The following is a 20,851-nucleotide window of genomic DNA, read 5'->3' as shown; positions in this document are numbered from 1 at the left end:
TATTTAAAAATTAATATTATCTGGTTCTGGGAATATTTTCCTTCCATTGTTCAATGTAGCTATAGTATCCATATCTTCCTTATTAAGTGAAAAATCATATACATCTTTATTAGCCACAATACGCTCTGGTGTTGAAGATTTTGGTAATGGGATTATATTTCTCTCAAGTAAGAATTTAATAGCTATTTGAGGAACGGTCTTATTATATTTCTTAGCAATATTAATCATTTTTTCATTATTTAATAATTCGCCAATATTACTACTCATTAAAGGTGCATAAGCTTCTAGATAAATACCAAATTTCTTGCAGTAATCTTGAAGAACTCGATTTTGTAAACCTATATGACATTCAACTTGGTTTACTGATGGTATAATTCTAGCTGTTTTTATTAAATCATCCAAATGATGAATATTGAAATTAGAAACACCTATAGCACGAATCTTACCTTCTTCATATAACTCTTCCATAGCAAGCCATGAAGCACGAGCTTTATCATAGCCTTTTGGCCAATGTATAAGATATAAATCAACATAATCAAGTTGTAATTTATCTAAAGAATCTGTAAAAGCCGCTTTAGTTTCTTCATAACCTTGATCATCATTCCAAAGTTTTGTTGTAACAAAAATCTCGCTTCTATCTATTCCACTATCTTTGATAGCTCTTCCAACACTTTCTTCATTACCATAAGCTGCTGCAGTATCAATATGACGATAGCCATTTTCAAGAGCATATTTTACATTTTGGTAAGCTTCTTCATCTTTGGCACGAAATGTGCCAAATCCTAACTGTGGAATTTCCACACCATTATTTAAAATTAACTTTTTCATCATATATAACCTCCTAATTTATGTTAAATATATTGTACTATATGTTATCAATAATAGCTACCATATATTAATATAAAAATAAAAGCTATCACTAGCTTTTATCATTTATCCTCACTGTATTCCTTAATTTAAATATACTATTATCCATTAATCTTGAAATTAACGATTTAAATATTGTTTTTACAGACTCCATTCATAACTCCAGATTTTCTTAAGATAGGAATTATAATGGTTGAAGAATAAGCAGCTATAATAACTAGTATAAAATCTTTTATCATAAAAGGTAACATTGATTTAAATATACCGACTAGAGAAGCTGGTTTATTAAGATATAAATCTTTTATAAAATAAAGATACATATTACCAATGATATAAATAGCGGTAAATCCAACAATAGATACACCTAAAACTTTAAGAAAATAAATTTCTTTTTTGTTATTCAATAAGATACCTACAATCAATGGAGCTACAGCAAATCCTATAATATATCCAAAAGTAGGATTGAAAATATAAGCTATTCCCCCTCCCATAGTAAATACTGGAAGTCCTACAAGACCTAAGAGTATGTATATTAATTGAGATAAAAACCCTGCTTTTGCACCTAATAAAAGACCTGCATAAATACTGAAAAACAGTTGGAATGTTAAAGGCACACCAAAAGGTGTAGGTATACTTAACTTAGCTCCAACTACCATTAACGCTGCAAAAATACCAATCATAATCATTTCTCTAAGTTGTAATTTCATAATTTTATCTCCTCGTTAATTTGATTAATTGTATTATACATTTGTTAACTCCTATTGTCAACTATAAAAATGTAGAGGTTAACAATATCTCAACAAAAAATGCAAAGAATATATTAATCACCCTTTGCATTTTTTATTTATTTAATATTTCTATAATTAATTAGCAAACAGCTTCTTCTTCATCTACTCTACTTTTACTCTCATTCTTATTGATTCTAATCATCCACAATGTCGATACACCTACAATCAAAGCACATATCTTCCAAGCAATAGAAAAACTCGTTGCTTCAAGGACATGTCCCATTATTAGTGGTCCTACACTAAAACCTGCTCCCATGATAATAGGTAAAACTGAACTCATCCTTCCTCTATGACTAGCAGGAGTATGGTTCATAATAAACGGCATTACACTTATAGCTTCAAGTATTTCTCCAACAGTAAATATAAATACCGAAGTGAAGAATGCTACTTTTGTTGAAATAAATCCTAACATACCAAATCCTATTGTAAATAATATGCCTGCATAAAATACTCTTTTTACATTTGTTTTTTTACTAAATAATGAAGTCAGTACAGGTGTTAATACAACAACAATAACTGCATTAAAACTTCCTAAAGCACCATACAAAGCTGCTCCATCAGTTGGAAAATTATCTTTTGCATGTAATGGCAACATAAAGGACCATTGAGAATACACGAATCTATAACCAAAAAGAGCTAATGCAAATGCAATAAGTATTGGTCTAGAGAATAACACATCTAGTATGGAGCCTTCTTCTTTCTTTTCTAGTTCACGTTCTTGAGATATCTCTTCACAACTGTTATTTAGAGTCTCACTAACAAATAATCCTATAAGTGTAATTCCAATTAAACCAGTTACAACATCTAATAGAAAAAATAATTTAAGATGATATTCAAATAAAGTTCCAGCAAAAAGCATTGCTATTGCATAACCAAAATTAAACCCTAAATAATTAAGTGAATATGCCCCTTCTCTCTCTTCAGGAGTAGTTAAATCAGCAGTCATTGCATCATGAGCTGGTCCAGCTATACCAAATAATACTCCAGACAATAATAGCAAATAAGCCATTAACATAGTAGGTTGTATAAAGCAACAAGAACCATAGCATAGTATACCTAATGTCTCAAAAACAACTATAAGTTTCTTTCTACCTATAACATCTGATAGTTTTCCACCAATTAAACTTGATGGTATAAATAACAACCCGCTTATCGCTATGAAAGTTCCTGTTTCACCTTCCGATAAACCTATTTTATCATTTAACAGTAATGTTAGAAATGGAAAAACAAAAGCACCCATTGCATTTACAGTTTTTGCAATAAAAATAATATATATTTCTCTTTTTAATCCTCGATATGGTTCTAATAATTTTATTAACCTCTGCATAATTCTAGTTCTCCTTTTGTCTGTATTAGTTTTTTGTAATTGAATAATTCAGATGAAGATCATATGTTTGAAACCAACCTTTTCTACAATATAAAAAGCCATGTTAACGTAACTTACGTTCCATGGCTATATATTTATACAAGTTATGCATAATTATAGTCGTAATATTATAGATGTACTAATTGACAAATCAATATTACATACACGTAATTATACCTTTCTTATAAAGGTATAATAATAGCCACAGTTATATATACCTGTGACAAGTAACTATAATTATATAAGATTCGCTAATAGTATTTAACTATTATTTATTACTAACACAGGTTGTTTTATATTTCTTAGATTGTAATTGGGTATTTACTGTTTTATCAGATGTGATATGTAATTTAACTATCATAAAACAACCTTCCTTCCTGAAACAGATTTCTCATAAAATTATATAATGATATATATCCATTGTCAAGAATTATTTATATTATCTATAAACATTACTAATATGGATATACTATTTATAACCTATATAATTAACACAAATTTACAAAAATGAGCATAGTTGTATAATATAATACCAAAATAGGAGTAACACAATGAATAAATATAATAAGTACATTATAGTCATTAGTATCGATGCATTAAATGCTCTCGATTTTAATTATATAAAAGACTTACCCACTTTTAAATCATTCATCTCTGAAGGTTCTTATGTCAGAAATATGTATAGTATATATCCCAGCTTAACATATCCTTGTCACACTTCCATAATAACTGGTACATATCCTAATAAACATGGTATTGTATCTAATAAAAAATGTCAGCCAGAAAGATATAAAAATCCTGAATGGTATTGGTATGAAAAATCCATAAAAGTTCCAACTATTTTTAACTATGCGATGAAACAGGAATATACATGTGCTTCTATATTATGGCCAGTAATGGCTGGTGCTTCTATAACATATAACATGCCTGAATTATGGCCTATAGAACCTGGTTGTTTTATAAGTAATTATATAAAAAACAGTAGTAAAAATCTTATTATTCCTGCATTAAAGAATGTAAAATTAAGTTGTTTAGTTCAACCCACCTTAGATAATATAGCTGATTATGTTTCTAACTATCTAATCTTAAAAAAACAACCAAATTTATTATTCATTCATTTTACCCAGCTGGATTACACTATTCATAGAGTTGGTACTAGATCAACTAAAATACAAAGTATATTAAATAATATGGATTCTCGTATAGAACGACTTATTAACTCCACTAAAAAAGCTAGTATATATAATCAAACCGACTTCATAATATTAGGTGATCATGGTATGAATAATTATAAGAATTATATATGTATAAATTCTTTTTTTAAAGAAAAAAAACTAATAATAACAGATGATAAAAATAGAATTATAACTTGGAAAGCATTCTGTAACGCATGTGGTGGTTCTGCACAGATATGTATTAAACCTAAAGAAGATAAACAATTATACAAAAAGGTTTATGCTCAATTATTAGAATTACAATCCAATCCAGAAAGTGGAATTAAAAACGTATATACTAGCGAAGAAACAAATAGATTATTCCAGCTAGATAATAGTTTTCAGTTTGTTCTAGAAGCTAAGGATGGATACGTTTTTAATAATCACATCTGTAATCAATTGATAATTCCTAGAACCAGATTAACAAGGCCACATATAGCTGATCATGGATTTTTACCTACTCATCCTAATATGAGAACACTTTTTTTTGCAAAAGGTAATACCATTAAAAATATTTATTTGCCACACGCTACACTAGTTGATATAGCACCAACCATAGCTAAAATATTAAATTTGGAAATGAAAAATTTAGATGGAAAGTCCTTAACTTCTATTTTAAAATATTCATAGCCTAATTGAGAAGGGGCTTATCCTAATACATTTTAGTTAAATATCAATTAAGATATCAATAAGATACATTGGCAAGCCCCAATTATTACCAAAACTATATATTCATATTAAAAATTATCACATAAAAGTTCAAAATATGATTGTGGATGTGCACATGCTGGACATACCTCCGGAGCAGTATCTCCTTCATGGATATAACCACAATTACCGCATTTCCATAAAGTTTTTTGCTCTTTTTTGAATACACTACCATTTTCTATATTGCTTAATAATTTTCTATATCTCTCTTCATGATGTTTCTCAACAGAACCAATCTTTTCAAATACAACTGCTATATGCTCAAATCCTTCTTCTCTTGCAACTTCTGCAAAAGCTGGGTATAAATCAGACCATTCTTCATTTTCTCCATTTGCAGCAGCTAAAAGATTATCTTTCGTGTCTCCTAGAGTAATAGGAAAGCCTGCAGTTATTTCTATTGCCTCATGTTTATAATCTTGTTTCAGAAATTTGAAAAATCTCTTTGCATGTTCTTTTTCATTATCTGCTGTTTCATAGAAAATATTAGATATTTGAACATAACCTTCTTTTTTAGCAATTGATGCATAGAAAGTATATCTATTTCTTGCTTGTGATTCTCCAGCGAAAGCTTTTAACAAATTTTCTGCTGTTTTTGTTCCTTTTAATGATTTCATTATGATTCCTCCATATTTAACATTACTTATATTTAGTTTTTTCTCCATAGTCCATGAATATTACAATATTCTCTTGCAAAGACATTCTCTGTTTTTTCCACTATAAATGTAGCTTCTGGTTCATCATCTGGGGTTAGTTCTTTTCTATATATATGTGAGTCTGCAACTAATTCTATCCACATTATATGGTGTTCTTCAGTCATAGGATGAGCTTGATTTTCTCCAATTCTAACTTTATAACCATTCTCTATCTCTTCAATAAATGGGACATGTTTCTCTTTAGAAGTGTCAGCTGTCTGCTCTTTTAATAATTGCATTCTTTCACCACAACATACTATTGGTGCTCCATTTCCTACAAAGATCTCAACAATATTTCCACAATTTAAGCACTTATACATTTCTAATTTTTTTGTCATTTTTAATTTTCACTCCTTTTGGTAAATTAATATTATAGTACTTTAATATATAATGTGTATTATTATTAACTAGTTACTACTAAAAAATTAATAGAATTAAAAACATATCTTATTTCTATTTTTTTACTCTATAAAGATTCTTATACCTTACTCTAATAAACTAAAGGTATTCTTATACCTTACTCTAATAAACTAAAGGTAAAAGTAAAGTTAACAATATTACACCTTACTAAATATATTCAATATCTTGATAAATAATCCTTTTAAACACTGGATTTATTTATATATTAATATTTGCATTTTTTAATGCTATTTATTTTCCTATCATTCCTATTTTTGTTAATCTCATTTTATCATTAGTACCTGTTCCGTAATGTATTCCTTTATCATCAATAACAGCTGCTCCACTAGTTATATCAACCATTTTATTCACAAATGATTCCTTCTTGTTATATTCCACTAATACTGAGTAACAAACTTGATCCACATACTGAGTATCATAGATGATATAATTATTCTGTAATATTTCATATTGTACTTTACCTGATAAAGTATAATCTACTTTAACATCCATTAAATAATATAATATATTCTCTTCAACATTGGATGATTCTATCCCCAGTTTAGCACAGCCGCCATAAGCTCTTACAAGCCCACCTGTACCAAGTAACGTTCCTCCGAAATATCTAGTCACAACAACTATTACATTATGTAATTTGCTACCTCTTATTACTTCTAAAATAGGCATACCAGCAGTACCACTTGGCTCCCCATCATCGCTACATCGTTCTAAAGGCTGTTTAAGTCCTATAGTGTAAGCAAATACATTATGAGTTGCATTCCAATATTTTTTACGTATCCCCTCTAAAAAATCTTTTATTTCTTCCTCTGTTTCTACATGTTTTATTGTAGCTATGAACCGAGATTTTTTCTCTACTAATTCAGCTTCATTATCTTCATATATAGTCAAATATTTTTCTACCATACGATATCATCCTTATACTTCTTATTTATTACTAAAACTTCTTGTTTTCTATCCAATCAGCAATATCTTCCAACATTTTTTGTCTTCCTTGGGATAACTTATTATTTTTTAACTTCTCTGCTATGTTTAATGAATTGTATTTCTCTTGTATAAACATATCAGGTAACACTCCAATAAAATCTTGATCTAGACAGTCTGAATATATGGCCACTTCATCTATTATAGCATTTTTAGTATTAATATGAATCTGTATTTCTCCCCAATTAAATCTGGTTTCCAATAGCACTTGGAATTTGGCTGCTTTCCCATATCTCCAATCCCATGAAGCATTTTTTTCATATAATTTATTAATATCTTCATTATTAAACCACTCAGGATCTTTCTCAATAATTATGCCATCACTTCCATGTACATATTCATCAGCAAAACTTTTAATACACATATCACTAACAATCTCAGTACTTAGACCTTCATAGAAACTTGCTAAGTTAGTAACTCTTGACTTAACTGATTTTACACCCTTTGAACTTATTTTTTCTTTAGAAACATTTAGATATCTTGCTAGATTACTCATGTTTTCATTAATAAGTAGAGTACCATGATGCAACGAAACCCTCTTGCCGTGATAAAATGCATTACCAGAGAATTTCTTATCATCTACAGTTAAATCATTACGACCAGTAAGCTTACCATGGATACCTAACTTTCCACACATATTCAATATTACTTTTAGTTGTCTTTCCAAGTCATAATCAGACTTATTCATTACAAATGAGAAATTAAGATTTCCTAGTCCGTGATAAACAGCTCCTCCGCCAGTTATCCTTCTTGATAATTTGACTCCTTCGTCTTCTAATAGTGATATATTACATTCTCTCCATGGATTTTGATTTTTACCTATAACTACAGTCTTGTCATTTTTCCATAAATATAAAACACATTGATCTTCGTCAAGATTCTTAACCAAATATTCTTCAATAGATAGATTCTTCCATGGGTCTAAGCTTGAACTTATTATAATTTTTGCTTGTTTCATAAATACCTCCTGTAAGAATAAATATTTATTATATTTGTATATGTATTTAAATGAGATTCTTCTAACTAGAAATCTTGCAATTATATAATATGATTATACTTGTTATTGATTATTATTTCAAACAAAAAAACAAGCCGATCCTAACGACCGACCTGCATTTTATATCAATACTAAGCATTTAATTGATTAATTAGATTCTGTAATTCTTCTTCGTTCATGGCACCAAATGTTATAAGTGATTTTAGAGTATTAGTTGCCGCCATCTCCTCTATTGCACTTTCATTAAATATATCTGTATCATTAAACATTTGTTTCATATTCTCAGTAATTTGTTTTACTATCATTGCCCCTACAGGATGCTCTGCTATATCTACAAATGTTGAGCTTCTATCAAATATTTGTTTAATTTTTCTAGTTGAATTAACTTTAATATTTGTTTTCAGAGGTAAATTGACTACTGAAGAACCTACTAATATTTGAAATTCACCTGTTTCCACATGCCAGTCTTTAATATCTACGTTATAATAAGCAAAAGAACGTTTATTCAATATAAATTTCACTTTCTTTTCTTCACCTGGTACTAATTCTACCTTAGCAAATTCCTTTAACTCTTTTACTGGTCTTATAACTGATGATTCAATATCTCTTACATATAATTGAATAACTTCTTTTCCTGCTACATCCCCAGTATTTTTAACTTTTATAGTAACTTCCACATTTTCTGAATCTTGTATTTCATTCTTATTTACTTCAATATCAGTATATTCAAAAGTAGTATAACTTAGCCCATGTCCAAATGGAAATAGAGTATCCATATCTTTGGCATCATAATATCTGTATCCTACAAACAATCCTTCGTTATAGCAAACTTTGTTTTCTTTTCCTGGATAATTCAATGATGATGGATTATGATTTAACCTAATTGGAAATGTTTCAGCTAATTTACCTGATGGATTAATCTTGCCATACAAAATATCAGCGACAGCTCCTCCCCCTGCCTGCCCTCCTAGATATCCTTCTAATACTGCTTTTACACTATTTATCCAAGGCATTTCTATAGGAGAACCATTAGACAATACTACTACTATATTCTCATTAGCTTTACTTAGTTCTTCAATTAGATGAACTTGGTTTTCAGGCATTTGCATATGTCTTCTATCGTATCCTTCTGATTCATATCTATCAGGAAGTCCTACAAATACTACAACTGCTTCATTTTCTTTTGCTAAGCTTATTGCTTCATTTTCTAATTCTTTGCTAGGTTCATCAACATTAACATCATATCCTTTAGCAAAACTTACTGTACCCAGCTTTTCCATTTCTTCTAATGCATTGTGTAAAAATGTAGGATTTATATGTGAACTTCCGCCACCTTGATATCTTGGATTATTTGCTAATTCACCAACTACAGCAACTTCTTTATCTTTACTCAATGGAAGTACTTTATCATTATTTTTAAGAAGTACCATACATTCTGATGCTACTTTCCTAGCTAATGAATCATGTTCTTTTTTATCATAATTCATATCCCTTGCATTCTTTATTCCTTTAAAAACTAGTTCCAATATTCTTCTTACAACTTTATCTAGAGCTTTTTCATCTAGAGTACCATTTTTGACTGCTTGAACAATTTTTTTATCATTGAATCCTCCATTACCCGGCATTTCTATATCCATACCTGCTTTGATTCCCTCTACTCTATCATCTTCTGCTCCCCAATCTGAGATTACCAAACCTTTATAACCCCAGTCATCTCTAAGAACTTCAGTCAGAAGTTTGTAGTTGTCAGCACAATAAGTTCCGTTTAATTTATTATAGGCACACATGACCGTCCATGGTTTTGCTTCTTTGATGGCAGCTTCAAAACTCGCAAGATATATTTCTCTTAAAGTTCTTTCATCAACTAAAGTATCAACGCTCATTCTTTTGTATTCTTGATTGTTTGCTGCAAAATGTTTTATAGATGTTCCTACTCCTTGACTTTGAACACCTAATATATGATGTTTAGCTATTTGAGTTGATAAATAGGGGTCTTCTGAAAAATACTCAAAATTCCTACCACATAGAGGTGAACGCTTAATATTTAATGCTGGACCTAATAGAACTGATACATTTTCTGATTGTGCTTCTTCACCTAATGCTACACCAACTTTTTCTACTAAATCTCTATCCCATGATGATGCTAACCCTACACCAGAAGGAAAACAAGTTGATGGTACTGAGGTATTAACTCCAAGATGGTCTGATTCACCTGCTTGTTTTCTTAATCCATGAGGTCCATCAGTAACCATGATTGAAGGGATATCTAACCTTTCAATTGGCTCAGTAGTCCAAAAATCCTTGCCTGAACATAAAGAAGCTTTTTCTTCTAATGTCAACTCTGACAGAAGCTTATTAATATTTTCTTGCATACTATCTCCTCCTTAATTTTATCTACTTATTTACCTTTCAATCTGATATAATTGTTTTAATGGTATTGATTATATTGTAAAGATTTATATATTTAATGTATATCATTTTATTTACTATTTTTTTCGTATATTTTACTTTTGGGAGGGATTTTGTGTTTATAGGTAATATGGATTTTAGTCAGATTTTTCACTCACTCAAAATAACTGATATGTCCAAGAAAGAGGAATACTTATACCAAGAATCAAAAAATGATTCTATCAACTATTCCCATTACCCTTATGAATTGGAAAAAAGACTGTACCAGGCAATTATTACTGGTAATATAGACGAAATAGAAAATGTTGGATATGAGTATAGTAATTATCCTCCTTCAGTCTTATGTCAAAACAACTCAATAAGATCTCTGAAGAACAATTTGATTTGCAGTTGTGCACTGATAACTAGAATGGCTATTGAAACAGGCTTGGAAGAAAATTATGCGTATTTTCTTAGTGACCTGTATATTAATAAAATAGAATCTCTATGTGATGAAGAATCTTTACTTAATCTTAATGCTATTATGATACTTGATTTCATGACTCAGATAAAGAATAGTCTATCTTCCAATAAGAATAATTACTCTCCCTTAACAATAAAGGTAATAAAATATATTAATGATAATCTTTGTACCAACTTTACATTAACTGATGTTGCTGATTATGTTAATGCTAATAGCAGTTATTTATCCAGAACCTTTAAAAAAGAAGTAGGAATTAGTTTTACCAAGTATATTCATATGAATAGAATAAAAAAAGCTAAACACCTGCTTTTGTTCACCAACCTATCATTAGTTGAGATATCTGCCCGATTAGGTTATACAACTCAGAGTCATTTTAGTAAAATATTCAAACAGATTAGTGGAATGACTCCTAATACCTTCAAGCAAGATCACATAAAAATTGATTAAACCCTAAAAAGAAAAGTGGCTGCCAGATAATATATTTTACGTTGTATTATCGGACAGCCACTTCTATATTAAATTAAAATAATTCATCAACCGCACAAACCATACCCACAGGGGTTACTATATTAGCTATAAGTTTATTAATTATGTTTATAATTTTCTCTTTGCTGTCAGTTACCTTAGAAACAATATCGGATTCTAAATAATTAAAATTATCTCTCTTAAGTATTTCAACACCATATGCAACTTTCGTTTCATCTTTTTCGTAGTATGTAGATTCAACTAAATAATACTCTAGGTTAATAATTAGATTATTCTCAGTTATAACTTGTCTTGTTCCTTCTAGGTATTTTTTCATAATAACATCCCCGCTTTCTGTAATAAAATCTAATAGACATGTCCAAACTATCCCCTAGCTTTCTAGAAATATCATTAATATTTCCACAATATGTAGTACCTATATTTTTCTATCACAATACATATTGTAGTTTCATGCCTTATCATCATTATATATTACTTAAAGTAGGTATTCTATATAAACATATCGCAAATCAATGTAGAAAATCACTCTTTTCGACGTATCATTTCATTACATCTTAGCATCTCTGTATAATACCGTCATATATATGATATTACTGCGATATTTTTATTATCATATTTAATATAATATGTTTTATTCTATAAAACCCCTCTTCCTATTCATTATTTCAACAATTTTTACCTTATTATTATAATAATCTATATCCTTTCTATTACATATAGTAGGATATTTTGAACTTTTTACTGCGATACTGCTTGCCATAATGAGTTTAGCCATTTTTTCCTGTTCATATTTTCTTTCTATAGAAACAGCAAAGGCTCCAACCATTGAATCACTAGCACCAATTCCGTCAGATATTTCTGGAGTTTCACTAAGTATAACTTTGCATATTTTATTTTTTGAGAGTACATATAGCCCCTCATTAGAATCATATAACATATAATGAATCTTATTTGATATGAGTATATCGTACAGCTCTTTTATTACATAGTACTTATCATATGTTAGTGTATCTACGTTAACTAAATCGGAAATATTCTTATCGCTAATCTTCAATGCGTATGGATTAAGATTTAACGACTTACGCAGATTTTGCCCTTCTAATGCAGTAATGACCTTAATATCATGTTTCTTAGCTACTGAACTTATGTCTTCAATCAGGTTAAAATCTGTACCTCTTGGCATATCTCCGCCTAAAACCATTATTTTAGCATCTTTTATTCTATTTTGAAGCTTATGCTTTAGGTTTTTCTCGTCTCTTTCATCTACTAACATATTGTCATCCAATAATGTAGTTTGTGTTCCGTTAACTGAATCAACAATTCTATAAATAGATTTACTTTCACCCATGTTAAATACAAAATCAGATTTTATTCTGTTTTTCTGCATTACATTATGAATGTACCTTCCGCCCATTCCACCTAAAAATCCTAATACATATGGTTCCCCTTGAAGTAACTTTATTATATACGCTGTATATATCGGGCTCTCTCCAAGACTTATACGATAATCCTGTACTTTGTTTTCACCATCCACTTCTAACCCATCAATAACAGCTAATTTGTTAATTGAAGGATTAAGTGCTATAGTAACAATCATTTTATTCCACCTCAACAATATGTTTAATCTTATAGATTATTTAATATTATAACAGACCTTTTAATTATAGACAAATAATAAAATCAAATAGATGTTAGAAAAACCATGAAGAATGCTTTAACAGCTTTCTTCATGGTTAACCTAGTATAATATATTTACATTAAGGAGTATATTATAACCATAATTTAGTATATATGATATAACTAAACTCTAAACAATAGTTCATCATATGTTGGGTATGGCCATGCTTCTTCTGAAACTATTTTTTCAAGTTCATCACATGGTTTTCTTAACTCTCCCATAACTGGGAATACTTTTTCCCTATAAGCAAATGCCATACTTTCAATATTACTAATACTTTTTGCTTCTTCAATTGCTTTATTGAGATCAGCAACTTTGACTCTAACATCAAATAACAGTTTTGAAATCTTATTAACAAGTTCTTCTTGCACAGATACATCCACCGAAGGACAAACTCCCTTAATCTTGCTAATAGATTCAGCAACGCCAGTCATGTAATTAATACATGCAGGAATAATTTGTTTTTTAACCATTTGAGACATTGTAAGTCCCTCTATATTAATTATTTTTGCATATTCTTCAAATACGATTTCTTTTCGAGAAACTATTTCTCCTTTTGTGAATACACCATGTCTTTCAAATAATTCAATAGCTTCCGGTTTATCAAAATAAGTATAAGCTTCAACTGTTGATGATAGATTAGGAAGTCCTCTTCTAGCTGCTTCTTGAATCCATTCATCAGAATAACCGTCACCATCAAATATAATTCTCTTATGGTCTTTTATTAATCTTACGATAACCTTTTTAAGAGATTCATTGAAATCATCTGCTTTCTCTAATTCATCTGCAACTCTTCTAAGATATTCAGAAACAATTGTATTAAGAACGATATTAGGTCCGGCTATTGATGCTGATGAAGGACACATTCTGAATTCGAATCTATTACCAGTAAATGCGAATGGTGATGTTCTATTTCTATCAGTAGAATCTTTTGGAAGTTTTGGAAGTGTAGAAACACCTACTTCAAGTAATTCTACTTGTTTTTCTATATTAAGGTCTCCAGCTTCAATTTGATTGATTATGCTAGATAATTTATCACCTAAGAATACTGAAATTATAGCAGGTGGAGCTTCATTAGCTCCTAATCTGTGATCATTACCAGGGTTAGCAGCTGATAATCTAAGTAATGGAGCATATTCGTCAACTGCTGCAATAATTATTGATAGGAAAAGTAAGAATCTTGCATTTTCTTCAGGTGTTTTTCCTGGATTCAATAAGTTAATACCGTCATCAGTAGCTAATGACCAGTTATTATGCTTACCAGAGCCATTAACTCCAGCAAATGGTTTTTCATGTAATAGACATACTAAATCATGTCTCATTGCAACTTTTTGAATGATTTCCATCATTAATTGGTTATGGTCTGTTGCAATATTTGTCGTTGAGAATATTGGTGCCACTTCGAATTGAGCTGGAGCTACTTCATTATGCTTTGTCTTAGCAGATACACCTAGCTTCCATAGTTCAACATCTAATTCTCTCATAAAATTAGCAATTCTTTCTTTTATACTTCCAAAATAATGGTCATCCAACTCTTGACCTTTTGGAGGCATTGCACCAAATAATGTTCTTCCAGTAAATATTAAATCTTTTCTGGCTTGATAATATTTTTTATCTACTAAGAAATACTCTTGTTCTGCTCCTACTGTAGTTATTACTTTCTTAGAACTTGTTTCTCCAAATAACTTTAATACACGCATTGCTTGTTTGGAAATAGACTCCATTGAACGAAGTAATGGTGTTTTTTTATCAAGAGCTTCGCCAGTATAAGAATAGAAAGCAGTTGGTATACATAATGTTACACCTGCTGAATCTTCTTTTAGAAAAGCTGGTGACGTTGGGTCCCAAGCTGTATATCCTCTAGCTTCAAATGTAGCTCTAAGTCCTCCATTAGGGAAAGATGAAGCATCAGGCTCTCCTTGAATCAATTCCTTACCAGAAAACTCCATAGTTGCTCTTCCATCAGGAGTCAATGATATAAAAGAGTCATGCTTTTCTGCTGTCTTTCCTGTCATAGGCTGAAACCAGTGTGTGTAATGAGTTGCTCCTTTTTCAATAGCCCAATCTTTCATAGCGTTTGCAATTACTTCAGCTGTTGTCTTCTCTAGTGGCTCTCCAAGCTCTATTGTTCTTTTAAGTGATTTATATGTTTCTTTTGGAAGTCTTTCTTTCATAACTGCATCACTAAATACATTTGTTCCGAATAAATCGTTAATACTCATACTATGTCCTCCTAATTCATAATCTAATTTTATATTTTTTATTTTTCATTGGTTTTCTCTTACGTTCACAAGATTACATTCTTTTAATAAATATATCTTGTAAAAACCATTATTTATTAAGCAATTAGAGCCTTTAACTATACTTTTTATATAAAATTCTAATAAAAAAAGCGTTACTAAGGGAACTTCCCTAAGAACGCCATTGTTCTAAAAGTTTAGTTAAAGTCGGACTCCTTTGCCCGGCTATATTTATATATAATATATCATATCATAGTTGATAATGCAAGTGCTAATTAATCAAAATTTATTTTTCATAATATTCTTACTATTATTTATATTTGTTAATAATCTCTATAGCTACTATTTTTTTCGATATACCTTTGTTCATGCTGAGTTTTTGGATTTTTCTATGTGCTTCTTCTTCTGTTAAACCATTATACTCTATTAATAATTGTTTAGCTTGATTGATTATTTGCTTATCTTCCTGTTTCTTTTTGAGAGTACTGACTTCTTTTCTTAACCTAGTTATACTCCTGGATGTTTTAACCAATAAATCAATAGTATTTATTAATAAATCTTTATTGATAGGCTTGACAAGCAAACTAAATATGGGTTCATGTTTTAAGTTAGTAAAATAATGCAGTTCAGATGAACCAATTATGGTAATGATTGGGCATACGTTGTCTGCTACCAGCACTTCACCTACGTCATGACCGTTTAATCCTTTCATGTTGAAATCCATAATACATAAATCCGGATAAACAGTATGTATTCTCCTTAGGATATCATATCCATCTGTTGTTTCACCTACTACATTATATCCATTTTCATTAAGGAAGTGCGATAATTGTTTCAATATTTTTTTGTTAGAGGATCCTACTATAATTCTAGTACCCATACAAAACATCCTTTTACTCAGCTATGAAATATTTTCTTAATATCTTGAAATATATTTTTCAACTTCCCATGAATGAACTATTGATATATATTCATCCCATTCTAGACTTTTTGCTTTCATGTATCTCTCGTAAACATCACCTAATGCTTCTTTTATAATTTCATCCTTTGATAAATCTATCAAGGCTTCTTTCAGAGTACTCGGAATTGTTGATTCAACATCAAGTGTATCAAGTACTATACTAAGTTCTTTCTTTTCCATCATTTTTGGTGGTTCTATCTTGTTCTTTATACCATCAAGTCCTGCTTTCAACATTGCTGCAACTGCTAAATAAGGATTACAGGAAGGGTCTGGACTTCTAAGCTCAATCAGAGAATTTTTATTTCTACCTCTTGGAACTCTAATAAGTGGACTGGCATTTATAGTTGACCAGCCAATTCTCACAGGAGCTTCAAATCCGGATACTAATCTTTTATAAGAGTTTACTGTAGGATTAGTTACAGCAGTTAAAGCTTTTGCATGTTTCAATAATCCGCCAATAAAATAATATGCTTCTTTTGATAGATTGAGTTCATCTTTTTCATCATAAAATATGTTCCTGCCATCTTCATCATACATAAGCAGGTTGCAATGCATTCCTGAACCACTTATCCCAAAGATAGGCTTAGGCATAAATGTGGCATGTAGTCCATGTTTTCTTGCAATGACTTTAACTACTAACTTAAAAGTCACAATATTATCTGCCGACCTTAATGCATCACTATATTTGAAATCTATTTCATGTTGACCTGGAGCTACTTCATGGTGAGATGTCTGAATATCAAATCCCATTTCTTCAAGTGTAAGTACTATGTCTCGTCTCACATTTTCTCCTAAATCAATTGGTCCTAGATCAAAATATCCTGCATTATCGTGAGTAGTTGTAGTAGGATAACCATTTTCATCTATTTGAAATAGGAAAAATTCAAATTCTGGTCCCACATTAAAATCGTACCCCATATCTGCAGCTTCTTTTATTACTTTCTTGAGAACATATCTAGGATCGCCTTGAAAAGGAGTACCGTCAAGATTATATATATCACATATCATTCTACCTACTTTACCTTGATGAGGTCTCCAAGGAAATATCTCAAAAGTATCCAAATCTGGTTTTAGATACATATCAGATTCTTCCATTCTAACAAATCCTTCTATTGATGAACCATCAATCAATATCTGATTGTTTAATGCTTTCTCAAGTTGTTCATCTGTAATAGCTACATTTTTAAGAGTACCTAGAATGTCTACAAATTGAAGTCTTATGAATTTGATATCCTCTTCACGTGTGATTTTAATTATATCTTCTTTTGTATATCTGCCATCTCCTAACATAACAATGCCTCCTTTTCATATAGTATTAATATTATCAGCAATCTTTATTAGTTAAGAGTATATTATAAAAATATTATTCTGGCAATAGTTTTCCATTATATACATCAAATAAAAATTAAAGCATGTTGATTATAAAAACATTAGATATATCATTTCTTTGAACAAAATAATCCAAAAAAAGAAAAAATTATACAACTAATAATTATGAATCTATGATAATATATATATATATTTCTAAACACAAATATAGACGTTAGGTGATAATTATGCTAGATTTTTTTCAAGACGACGAATTAGATATTATCAAAAAAAATATGGAACTATTTTACAAGATAACCGAAGTAAATTGTATGCTTATAGATGATACTGGCAATACAGTATTCTCACAAGGGGAAATGTTTAACTATTGTACTAAATTCATGGAACTGACAGGTGATAAATCACCTTGTTGCGGAGCTCATTTATACGCCAGTAAACAATCAGAATCATTAGGAGAATCCTATATATTCTTCTGCCCTGGTGGATTAGTTCATATCACATGTGCAATTATTATTGGAAATGTTTTTCGTGGTGCTCTAGTTGCAGGACCCATCCAAATGAATATTACTGACCCGTATGTTATAGACAACCTAATAAAGGTATATAACATTCCTATATCAGCAAGAGGGATATTACAATCATATTATAAGATAATACCTATAATAGCCCCTGAAAAAGTAAGATATTTAGCTAACCTACTATCTATCATTACAAAGGATATTGTAGGAGACCAAAAATATGAATTAAAAAAGAAGAAAGATTTTTATCTTGAACAAAAAATTATAAATGAGAATATTCAAGAGATAAAAGAAGAAAATAATTTCACTAGTAAATTATACCCAATTGAGCTTGAAAGAGAATTAAGCGGAAAAGTAAGAAGAGGCGACCTTGAAGGAGCAAAAGCCATTCTTAATGAGATACTTGGTTATATATTATTCAAGCATAGTGGTAATAATGATAAGGTTATTTCTTTTATTATAGAGTTAGTTGTTGTTATGTCTAGAGCTGCTGTTGAAGGTGGCGGCAACTTCGAAGAAATATTTGAGCAAAATATTAAGTTCTATAAAACAGCTTTTAGTATTCATAATGTAGAAGAACTATGTGTATGGATAGTTAAAGTTCTAGAGAAGTTTACAGAACTTGCATTCAAGTTAAATAAAGATAACGTTGAAAATACAAATATAATTAAAAAAGCTTTGCAATATATCAATATTAATTACAATAAAAATATATCCTTAGATGAAGTTGCAAAACACGTTAATCTGAGTCCTACATATTTTAGTAGGTTTTTCAGCAAAGAAACCAATATGAAATTCTCTGAGTATCTGAATATGGTACGAGTTGAAGAAAGCAAAAAATATCTGTTAGACCTAAAATACAGCATAAGCGATATTGCTGTAATGATGGGCTTCAGCGATCAAAGTTATTATACAAAGGTATTTAAAAATTATGAGAACATCTCTCCAGGAAAATACAGAAAAATGTATAATTAGTAAGACAAATTATTTTACAATATTAAAAAGGTGATTATATGGATAATACTCTAAATGAAATTTCTAAATACGTACAGGAAGGACAATCAATAAAAGTCCGAAAATTGACCATTTCTGCATTGGAAAAAGGTTATGACTACAAACAAATATTAAATACACTAATTGACGCTATGGATATAATCGGTAAGAAATTTAAGAAGAATGAAGTATATGTCCCTGAAGTACTTATTGCTTCAAGAGCATTTAATATCGCTCTTGATATAATAAGTCCTTTGATTGACCCTAATGTCACTAATTATCTGGGCAAAGTAGTGATTGGTACAGTTCAAGGTGATTTACATGATATAGGTAAGAATCTTGTTAAAATGATGTTGGTTGGTATGGGATTTGAGGTTATAGACCTAGGGGTTGATATATCTCCACAAGAATTTGTAGATGCAGTCAAGAAGTATAATCCTGACATTATAGCTATGTCTGCTCTACTTACTACTACAATGATAACTATGAAGAATACGATCAAATTATTAGAAGAAGAAGGTCTAAGAGATAATCTTACAGTATTTATCGGAGGAGCTCCAATAACATCTAATTATGCTAGGACAATTGGTGCTGACGTATATTCTACTGATGCAGCTAGTGCGGCAGAAGTTGCAAAAGAGATTGTTCGTAACAATATATAGAACCATTTATAGAGTTGTTCCAACAAAGGAGCTGTGGGATAATACATTTTTGACGTAACCATAAAAATGTATTATCCTCCAGCTCTTAGTTATTTTTGTGATAAATTTACTATAAGATAAAATAGTACAAAATTAAATATTATATTTCTATAATTAATGTCAATTGTATACTAGAATAATTACATACTATTATAAATAAATTATAGGGAGTGCTGCTAAATGAACGAATTACTACAAAATATGTCTGAAAAACTACAAAAAGGTAAAATGCCAGAGGTAGTTGCATTAACTGAGCAAGCTGTTTCTGAAGGATTAGATCCATCTGATATCCTTAATGGTCTACTAGACGGAATGGGTGTTATCGGAGAGAAATTCAAAAGAAACGAAGTATTTGTACCAGAAGTATTAATAGCTGCAAGAGCTATGAATGCTGGTCTTGATGTTATCAAACCTTTATTGGAAGAACAAGGAGTAGAACCTGTAGGTAAAGTTATTATCGGAACTGTTAAAGGTGACTTACATGATATAGGTAAGAATCTTGTAAGAATGATGATGGTTGGTGCTGGTCTTGAAGTAATTGACCTTGGTGTTGATGTTTCTCCTGAGAAATATATTGCCGCTGTAGAAGAAAATAATCCAGATATAATTGCTATGTCTGCTCTACTTACTACTACAATGCCTAATATGAAAGCAGTTATTGATGCATTAGAAGAAAAAGGATTAAGGGACAAAGTAAAAGTTATGATTGGTGGAGCACCTGTTACTGATAACTTTGCACAAGAGATTGGTGCTGACCGTTATACAGTAGATGCTGCTTCAGCTGCAGAAGTTGCTAAAGAACTAATATTAAACTAAAACTTAAGAGAGGTTAGGGTGTTAATATGACAGGAAAAGAGCGTGTACTTAATATATTAGAACATCAATCCACAGATAAAATACCTTGGGTTCCGTTTGTTGGCGTTCATGCAGGTTCAATAAAAGGTTATACTGCAGAAGAAGTATTAAAAGACGGTAATAAATTATATGAATCATTAATGGAAGCTCATAAATTATACCATCTGGTTGGTATAATTTATGAG

18 protein-coding genes and 1 pseudogene are annotated in these 20,851 nt (G+C 30.2%); 6 read left to right on the top strand and 13 right to left on the bottom strand.

Translation table 11 applies throughout. The features are described 5' to 3' along the window. Positions 1-3: 3 nt before the first annotated feature. From AACQ14_RS13860 to AACQ14_RS13850, 3 genes are all read right to left on the bottom strand, one after another. Complete coding sequence (locus tag AACQ14_RS13860; RefSeq protein ID WP_339364173.1) at positions 4-828, bottom strand: aldo/keto reductase; 825 nt, start codon at positions 826-828, stop codon at positions 4-6. 167 nt (positions 829-995) lie between these two features. Next, on the bottom strand, positions 996-1,574 hold the full coding sequence (locus tag AACQ14_RS13855) for a biotin transporter BioY (RefSeq protein WP_339364172.1): 579 nt from the start codon (positions 1,572-1,574) through the stop codon (positions 996-998). Positions 1,575-1,734: 160 nt separating this feature from the next. Beyond that, positions 1,735-2,982 carry an MFS transporter gene (locus AACQ14_RS13850; protein WP_339364171.1) on the bottom strand — a complete coding sequence of 416 codons (1,248 nt, stop codon included), beginning with the start codon at positions 2,980-2,982 and terminating at the stop codon, positions 1,735-1,737. Between the two features lie 590 nt (positions 2,983-3,572). Between AACQ14_RS13850 and AACQ14_RS13845 the strand changes: the two genes are divergently transcribed. Continuing rightward, positions 3,573-4,865 (top strand): alkaline phosphatase family protein, encoded by a 1,293-nt coding sequence (locus AACQ14_RS13845; RefSeq protein WP_339364170.1) that lies wholly within the window; start codon positions 3,573-3,575, stop codon positions 4,863-4,865. A 107-nt stretch (positions 4,866-4,972) separates the two neighbouring features. On the opposite strand, the gene rbr is transcribed toward AACQ14_RS13845, so the two are convergent. The 5 genes from rbr to AACQ14_RS13820 form a co-directional block, all read right to left on the bottom strand. Continuing rightward, positions 4,973-5,557: a rubrerythrin gene (gene rbr, locus AACQ14_RS13840; RefSeq protein ID WP_339364169.1), complete on the bottom strand. Its 585-nt coding sequence runs from the start codon at positions 5,555-5,557 to the stop codon at positions 4,973-4,975. A gap of 32 nt (positions 5,558-5,589) precedes the next feature. Further along, complete coding sequence (locus AACQ14_RS13835; RefSeq protein ID WP_339364168.1) at positions 5,590-5,973, bottom strand: desulfoferrodoxin; 384 nt, start codon at positions 5,971-5,973, stop codon at positions 5,590-5,592. A gap of 313 nt (positions 5,974-6,286) precedes the next feature. Further along, complete coding sequence (locus AACQ14_RS13830) at positions 6,287-6,958, bottom strand: YigZ family protein (protein ID WP_339364166.1); 672 nt, start codon at positions 6,956-6,958, stop codon at positions 6,287-6,289. A gap of 31 nt (positions 6,959-6,989) precedes the next feature. Continuing rightward, entirely contained in the window at positions 6,990-7,994 is a 1,005-nt protein-coding gene (locus tag AACQ14_RS13825) for a lipoate--protein ligase (protein WP_339364165.1), read from the bottom strand. A 170-nt stretch (positions 7,995-8,164) separates the two neighbouring features. Further along, complete coding sequence (locus AACQ14_RS13820) at positions 8,165-10,405, bottom strand: glycoside hydrolase family 3 C-terminal domain-containing protein (protein ID WP_339364163.1); 2,241 nt, start codon at positions 10,403-10,405, stop codon at positions 8,165-8,167. A gap of 152 nt (positions 10,406-10,557) precedes the next feature. On the opposite strand from AACQ14_RS13820, the gene AACQ14_RS13815 reads away from it, so the two are divergent. Next, positions 10,558-11,352: a helix-turn-helix domain-containing protein gene (locus AACQ14_RS13815; RefSeq protein WP_339364162.1), complete on the top strand. Its 795-nt coding sequence runs from the start codon at positions 10,558-10,560 to the stop codon at positions 11,350-11,352. A gap of 73 nt (positions 11,353-11,425) precedes the next feature. Here AACQ14_RS13815 and AACQ14_RS13810 read toward each other — a convergent pair whose 3' ends face one another. From AACQ14_RS13810 to glnA, 5 genes are all read right to left on the bottom strand, one after another. Next, the gene (locus AACQ14_RS13810; protein ID WP_339364161.1) at positions 11,426-11,707 is read right to left on the bottom strand and encodes a DUF6514 family protein; all 282 of its coding nucleotides are present in this window, start codon (positions 11,705-11,707) and stop codon (positions 11,426-11,428) included. A 315-nt stretch (positions 11,708-12,022) separates the two neighbouring features. After that, positions 12,023-12,988 carry a PfkB family carbohydrate kinase gene (locus AACQ14_RS13805; protein WP_339364160.1) on the bottom strand — a complete coding sequence of 322 codons (966 nt, stop codon included), beginning with the start codon at positions 12,986-12,988 and terminating at the stop codon, positions 12,023-12,025. A 203-nt stretch (positions 12,989-13,191) separates the two neighbouring features. Next, positions 13,192-15,291, bottom strand: coding sequence for a glutamine synthetase III family protein (locus tag AACQ14_RS13800; protein WP_339364159.1), 2,100 nt, complete (start codon positions 15,289-15,291; stop codon positions 13,192-13,194). Between the two features lie 328 nt (positions 15,292-15,619). Continuing rightward, positions 15,620-16,189, bottom strand: a complete 570-nt coding sequence (locus AACQ14_RS13795; protein WP_339364158.1) for an ANTAR domain-containing response regulator — start codon at positions 16,187-16,189, stop codon at positions 15,620-15,622. Positions 16,190-16,225: 36 nt separating this feature from the next. Further along, a complete protein-coding gene (gene glnA / locus AACQ14_RS13790) occupies positions 16,226-17,560 on the bottom strand; it encodes a type I glutamate--ammonia ligase (RefSeq protein WP_339364157.1) in 1,335 nt (444 codons plus the stop codon). Between the two features lie 266 nt (positions 17,561-17,826). On the opposite strand from glnA, the gene AACQ14_RS13785 reads away from it, so the two are divergent. The 4 genes and pseudogenes from AACQ14_RS13785 to AACQ14_RS13770 form a co-directional block, all read left to right on the top strand. After that, positions 17,827-19,092: a PocR ligand-binding domain-containing protein gene (locus tag AACQ14_RS13785; protein WP_339364156.1), complete on the top strand. Its 1,266-nt coding sequence runs from the start codon at positions 17,827-17,829 to the stop codon at positions 19,090-19,092. Positions 19,093-19,130: 38 nt separating this feature from the next. Then, a complete protein-coding gene (locus AACQ14_RS13780; protein ID WP_339364155.1) occupies positions 19,131-19,772 on the top strand; it encodes a cobalamin B12-binding domain-containing protein in 642 nt (213 codons plus the stop codon). Between the two features lie 219 nt (positions 19,773-19,991). Beyond that, complete coding sequence (locus tag AACQ14_RS13775) at positions 19,992-20,627, top strand: corrinoid protein (protein WP_339364154.1); 636 nt, start codon at positions 19,992-19,994, stop codon at positions 20,625-20,627. A 26-nt stretch (positions 20,628-20,653) separates the two neighbouring features. Beyond that, positions 20,654-20,851: pseudogene (locus AACQ14_RS13770) on the top strand (uroporphyrinogen decarboxylase family protein); the annotation flags it as partial.

This window comes from Vallitalea maricola (genome assembly GCF_036985595.1).
Taxonomy (GTDB): Bacteria; Bacillota; Clostridia; order Lachnospirales; family Vallitaleaceae; genus Vallitalea; species Vallitalea maricola.
This window is presented reverse-complemented; position numbering and strand designations above follow the sequence as displayed.

Coding starts and splice junctions, on each gene's coding strand:
- AACQ14_RS13860 (WP_339364173.1), bottom strand. CDS start 828: ATGAAAAAGTTAATTTTAAATAATGGTGTGGAAATTCCACAGTTAGGA.
- AACQ14_RS13820 (WP_339364163.1), bottom strand. CDS start 10,405: ATGCAAGAAAATATTAATAAGCTTCTGTCAGAGTTGACATTAGAAGAA.
- AACQ14_RS13825 (WP_339364165.1), bottom strand. CDS start 7,994: ATGAAACAAGCAAAAATTATAATAAGTTCAAGCTTAGACCCATGGAAG.
- AACQ14_RS13855 (WP_339364172.1), bottom strand. CDS start 1,574: ATGAAATTACAACTTAGAGAAATGATTATGATTGGTATTTTTGCAGCG.
- AACQ14_RS13775 (WP_339364154.1), top strand. CDS start 19,992: ATGAACGAATTACTACAAAATATGTCTGAAAAACTACAAAAAGGTAAA.
- AACQ14_RS13830 (WP_339364166.1), bottom strand. CDS start 6,958: ATGGTAGAAAAATATTTGACTATATATGAAGATAATGAAGCTGAATTA.
- AACQ14_RS13850 (WP_339364171.1), bottom strand. CDS start 2,982: ATGCAGAGGTTAATAAAATTATTAGAACCATATCGAGGATTAAAAAGA.
- AACQ14_RS13845 (WP_339364170.1), top strand. CDS start 3,573: ATGAATAAATATAATAAGTACATTATAGTCATTAGTATCGATGCATTA.
- AACQ14_RS13785 (WP_339364156.1), top strand. CDS start 17,827: ATGCTAGATTTTTTTCAAGACGACGAATTAGATATTATCAAAAAAAAT.
- AACQ14_RS13800 (WP_339364159.1), bottom strand. CDS start 15,291: ATGAGTATTAACGATTTATTCGGAACAAATGTATTTAGTGATGCAGTT.
- AACQ14_RS13835 (WP_339364168.1), bottom strand. CDS start 5,973: ATGACAAAAAAATTAGAAATGTATAAGTGCTTAAATTGTGGAAATATT.
- AACQ14_RS13810 (WP_339364161.1), bottom strand. CDS start 11,707: ATGAAAAAATACCTAGAAGGAACAAGACAAGTTATAACTGAGAATAAT.
- glnA (WP_339364157.1), bottom strand. CDS start 17,560: ATGTTAGGAGATGGCAGATATACAAAAGAAGATATAATTAAAATCACA.
- AACQ14_RS13780 (WP_339364155.1), top strand. CDS start 19,131: ATGGATAATACTCTAAATGAAATTTCTAAATACGTACAGGAAGGACAA.
- rbr (WP_339364169.1), bottom strand. CDS start 5,557: ATGAAATCATTAAAAGGAACAAAAACAGCAGAAAATTTGTTAAAAGCT.
- AACQ14_RS13805 (WP_339364160.1), bottom strand. CDS start 12,988: ATGATTGTTACTATAGCACTTAATCCTTCAATTAACAAATTAGCTGTT.
- AACQ14_RS13795 (WP_339364158.1), bottom strand. CDS start 16,189: ATGGGTACTAGAATTATAGTAGGATCCTCTAACAAAAAAATATTGAAA.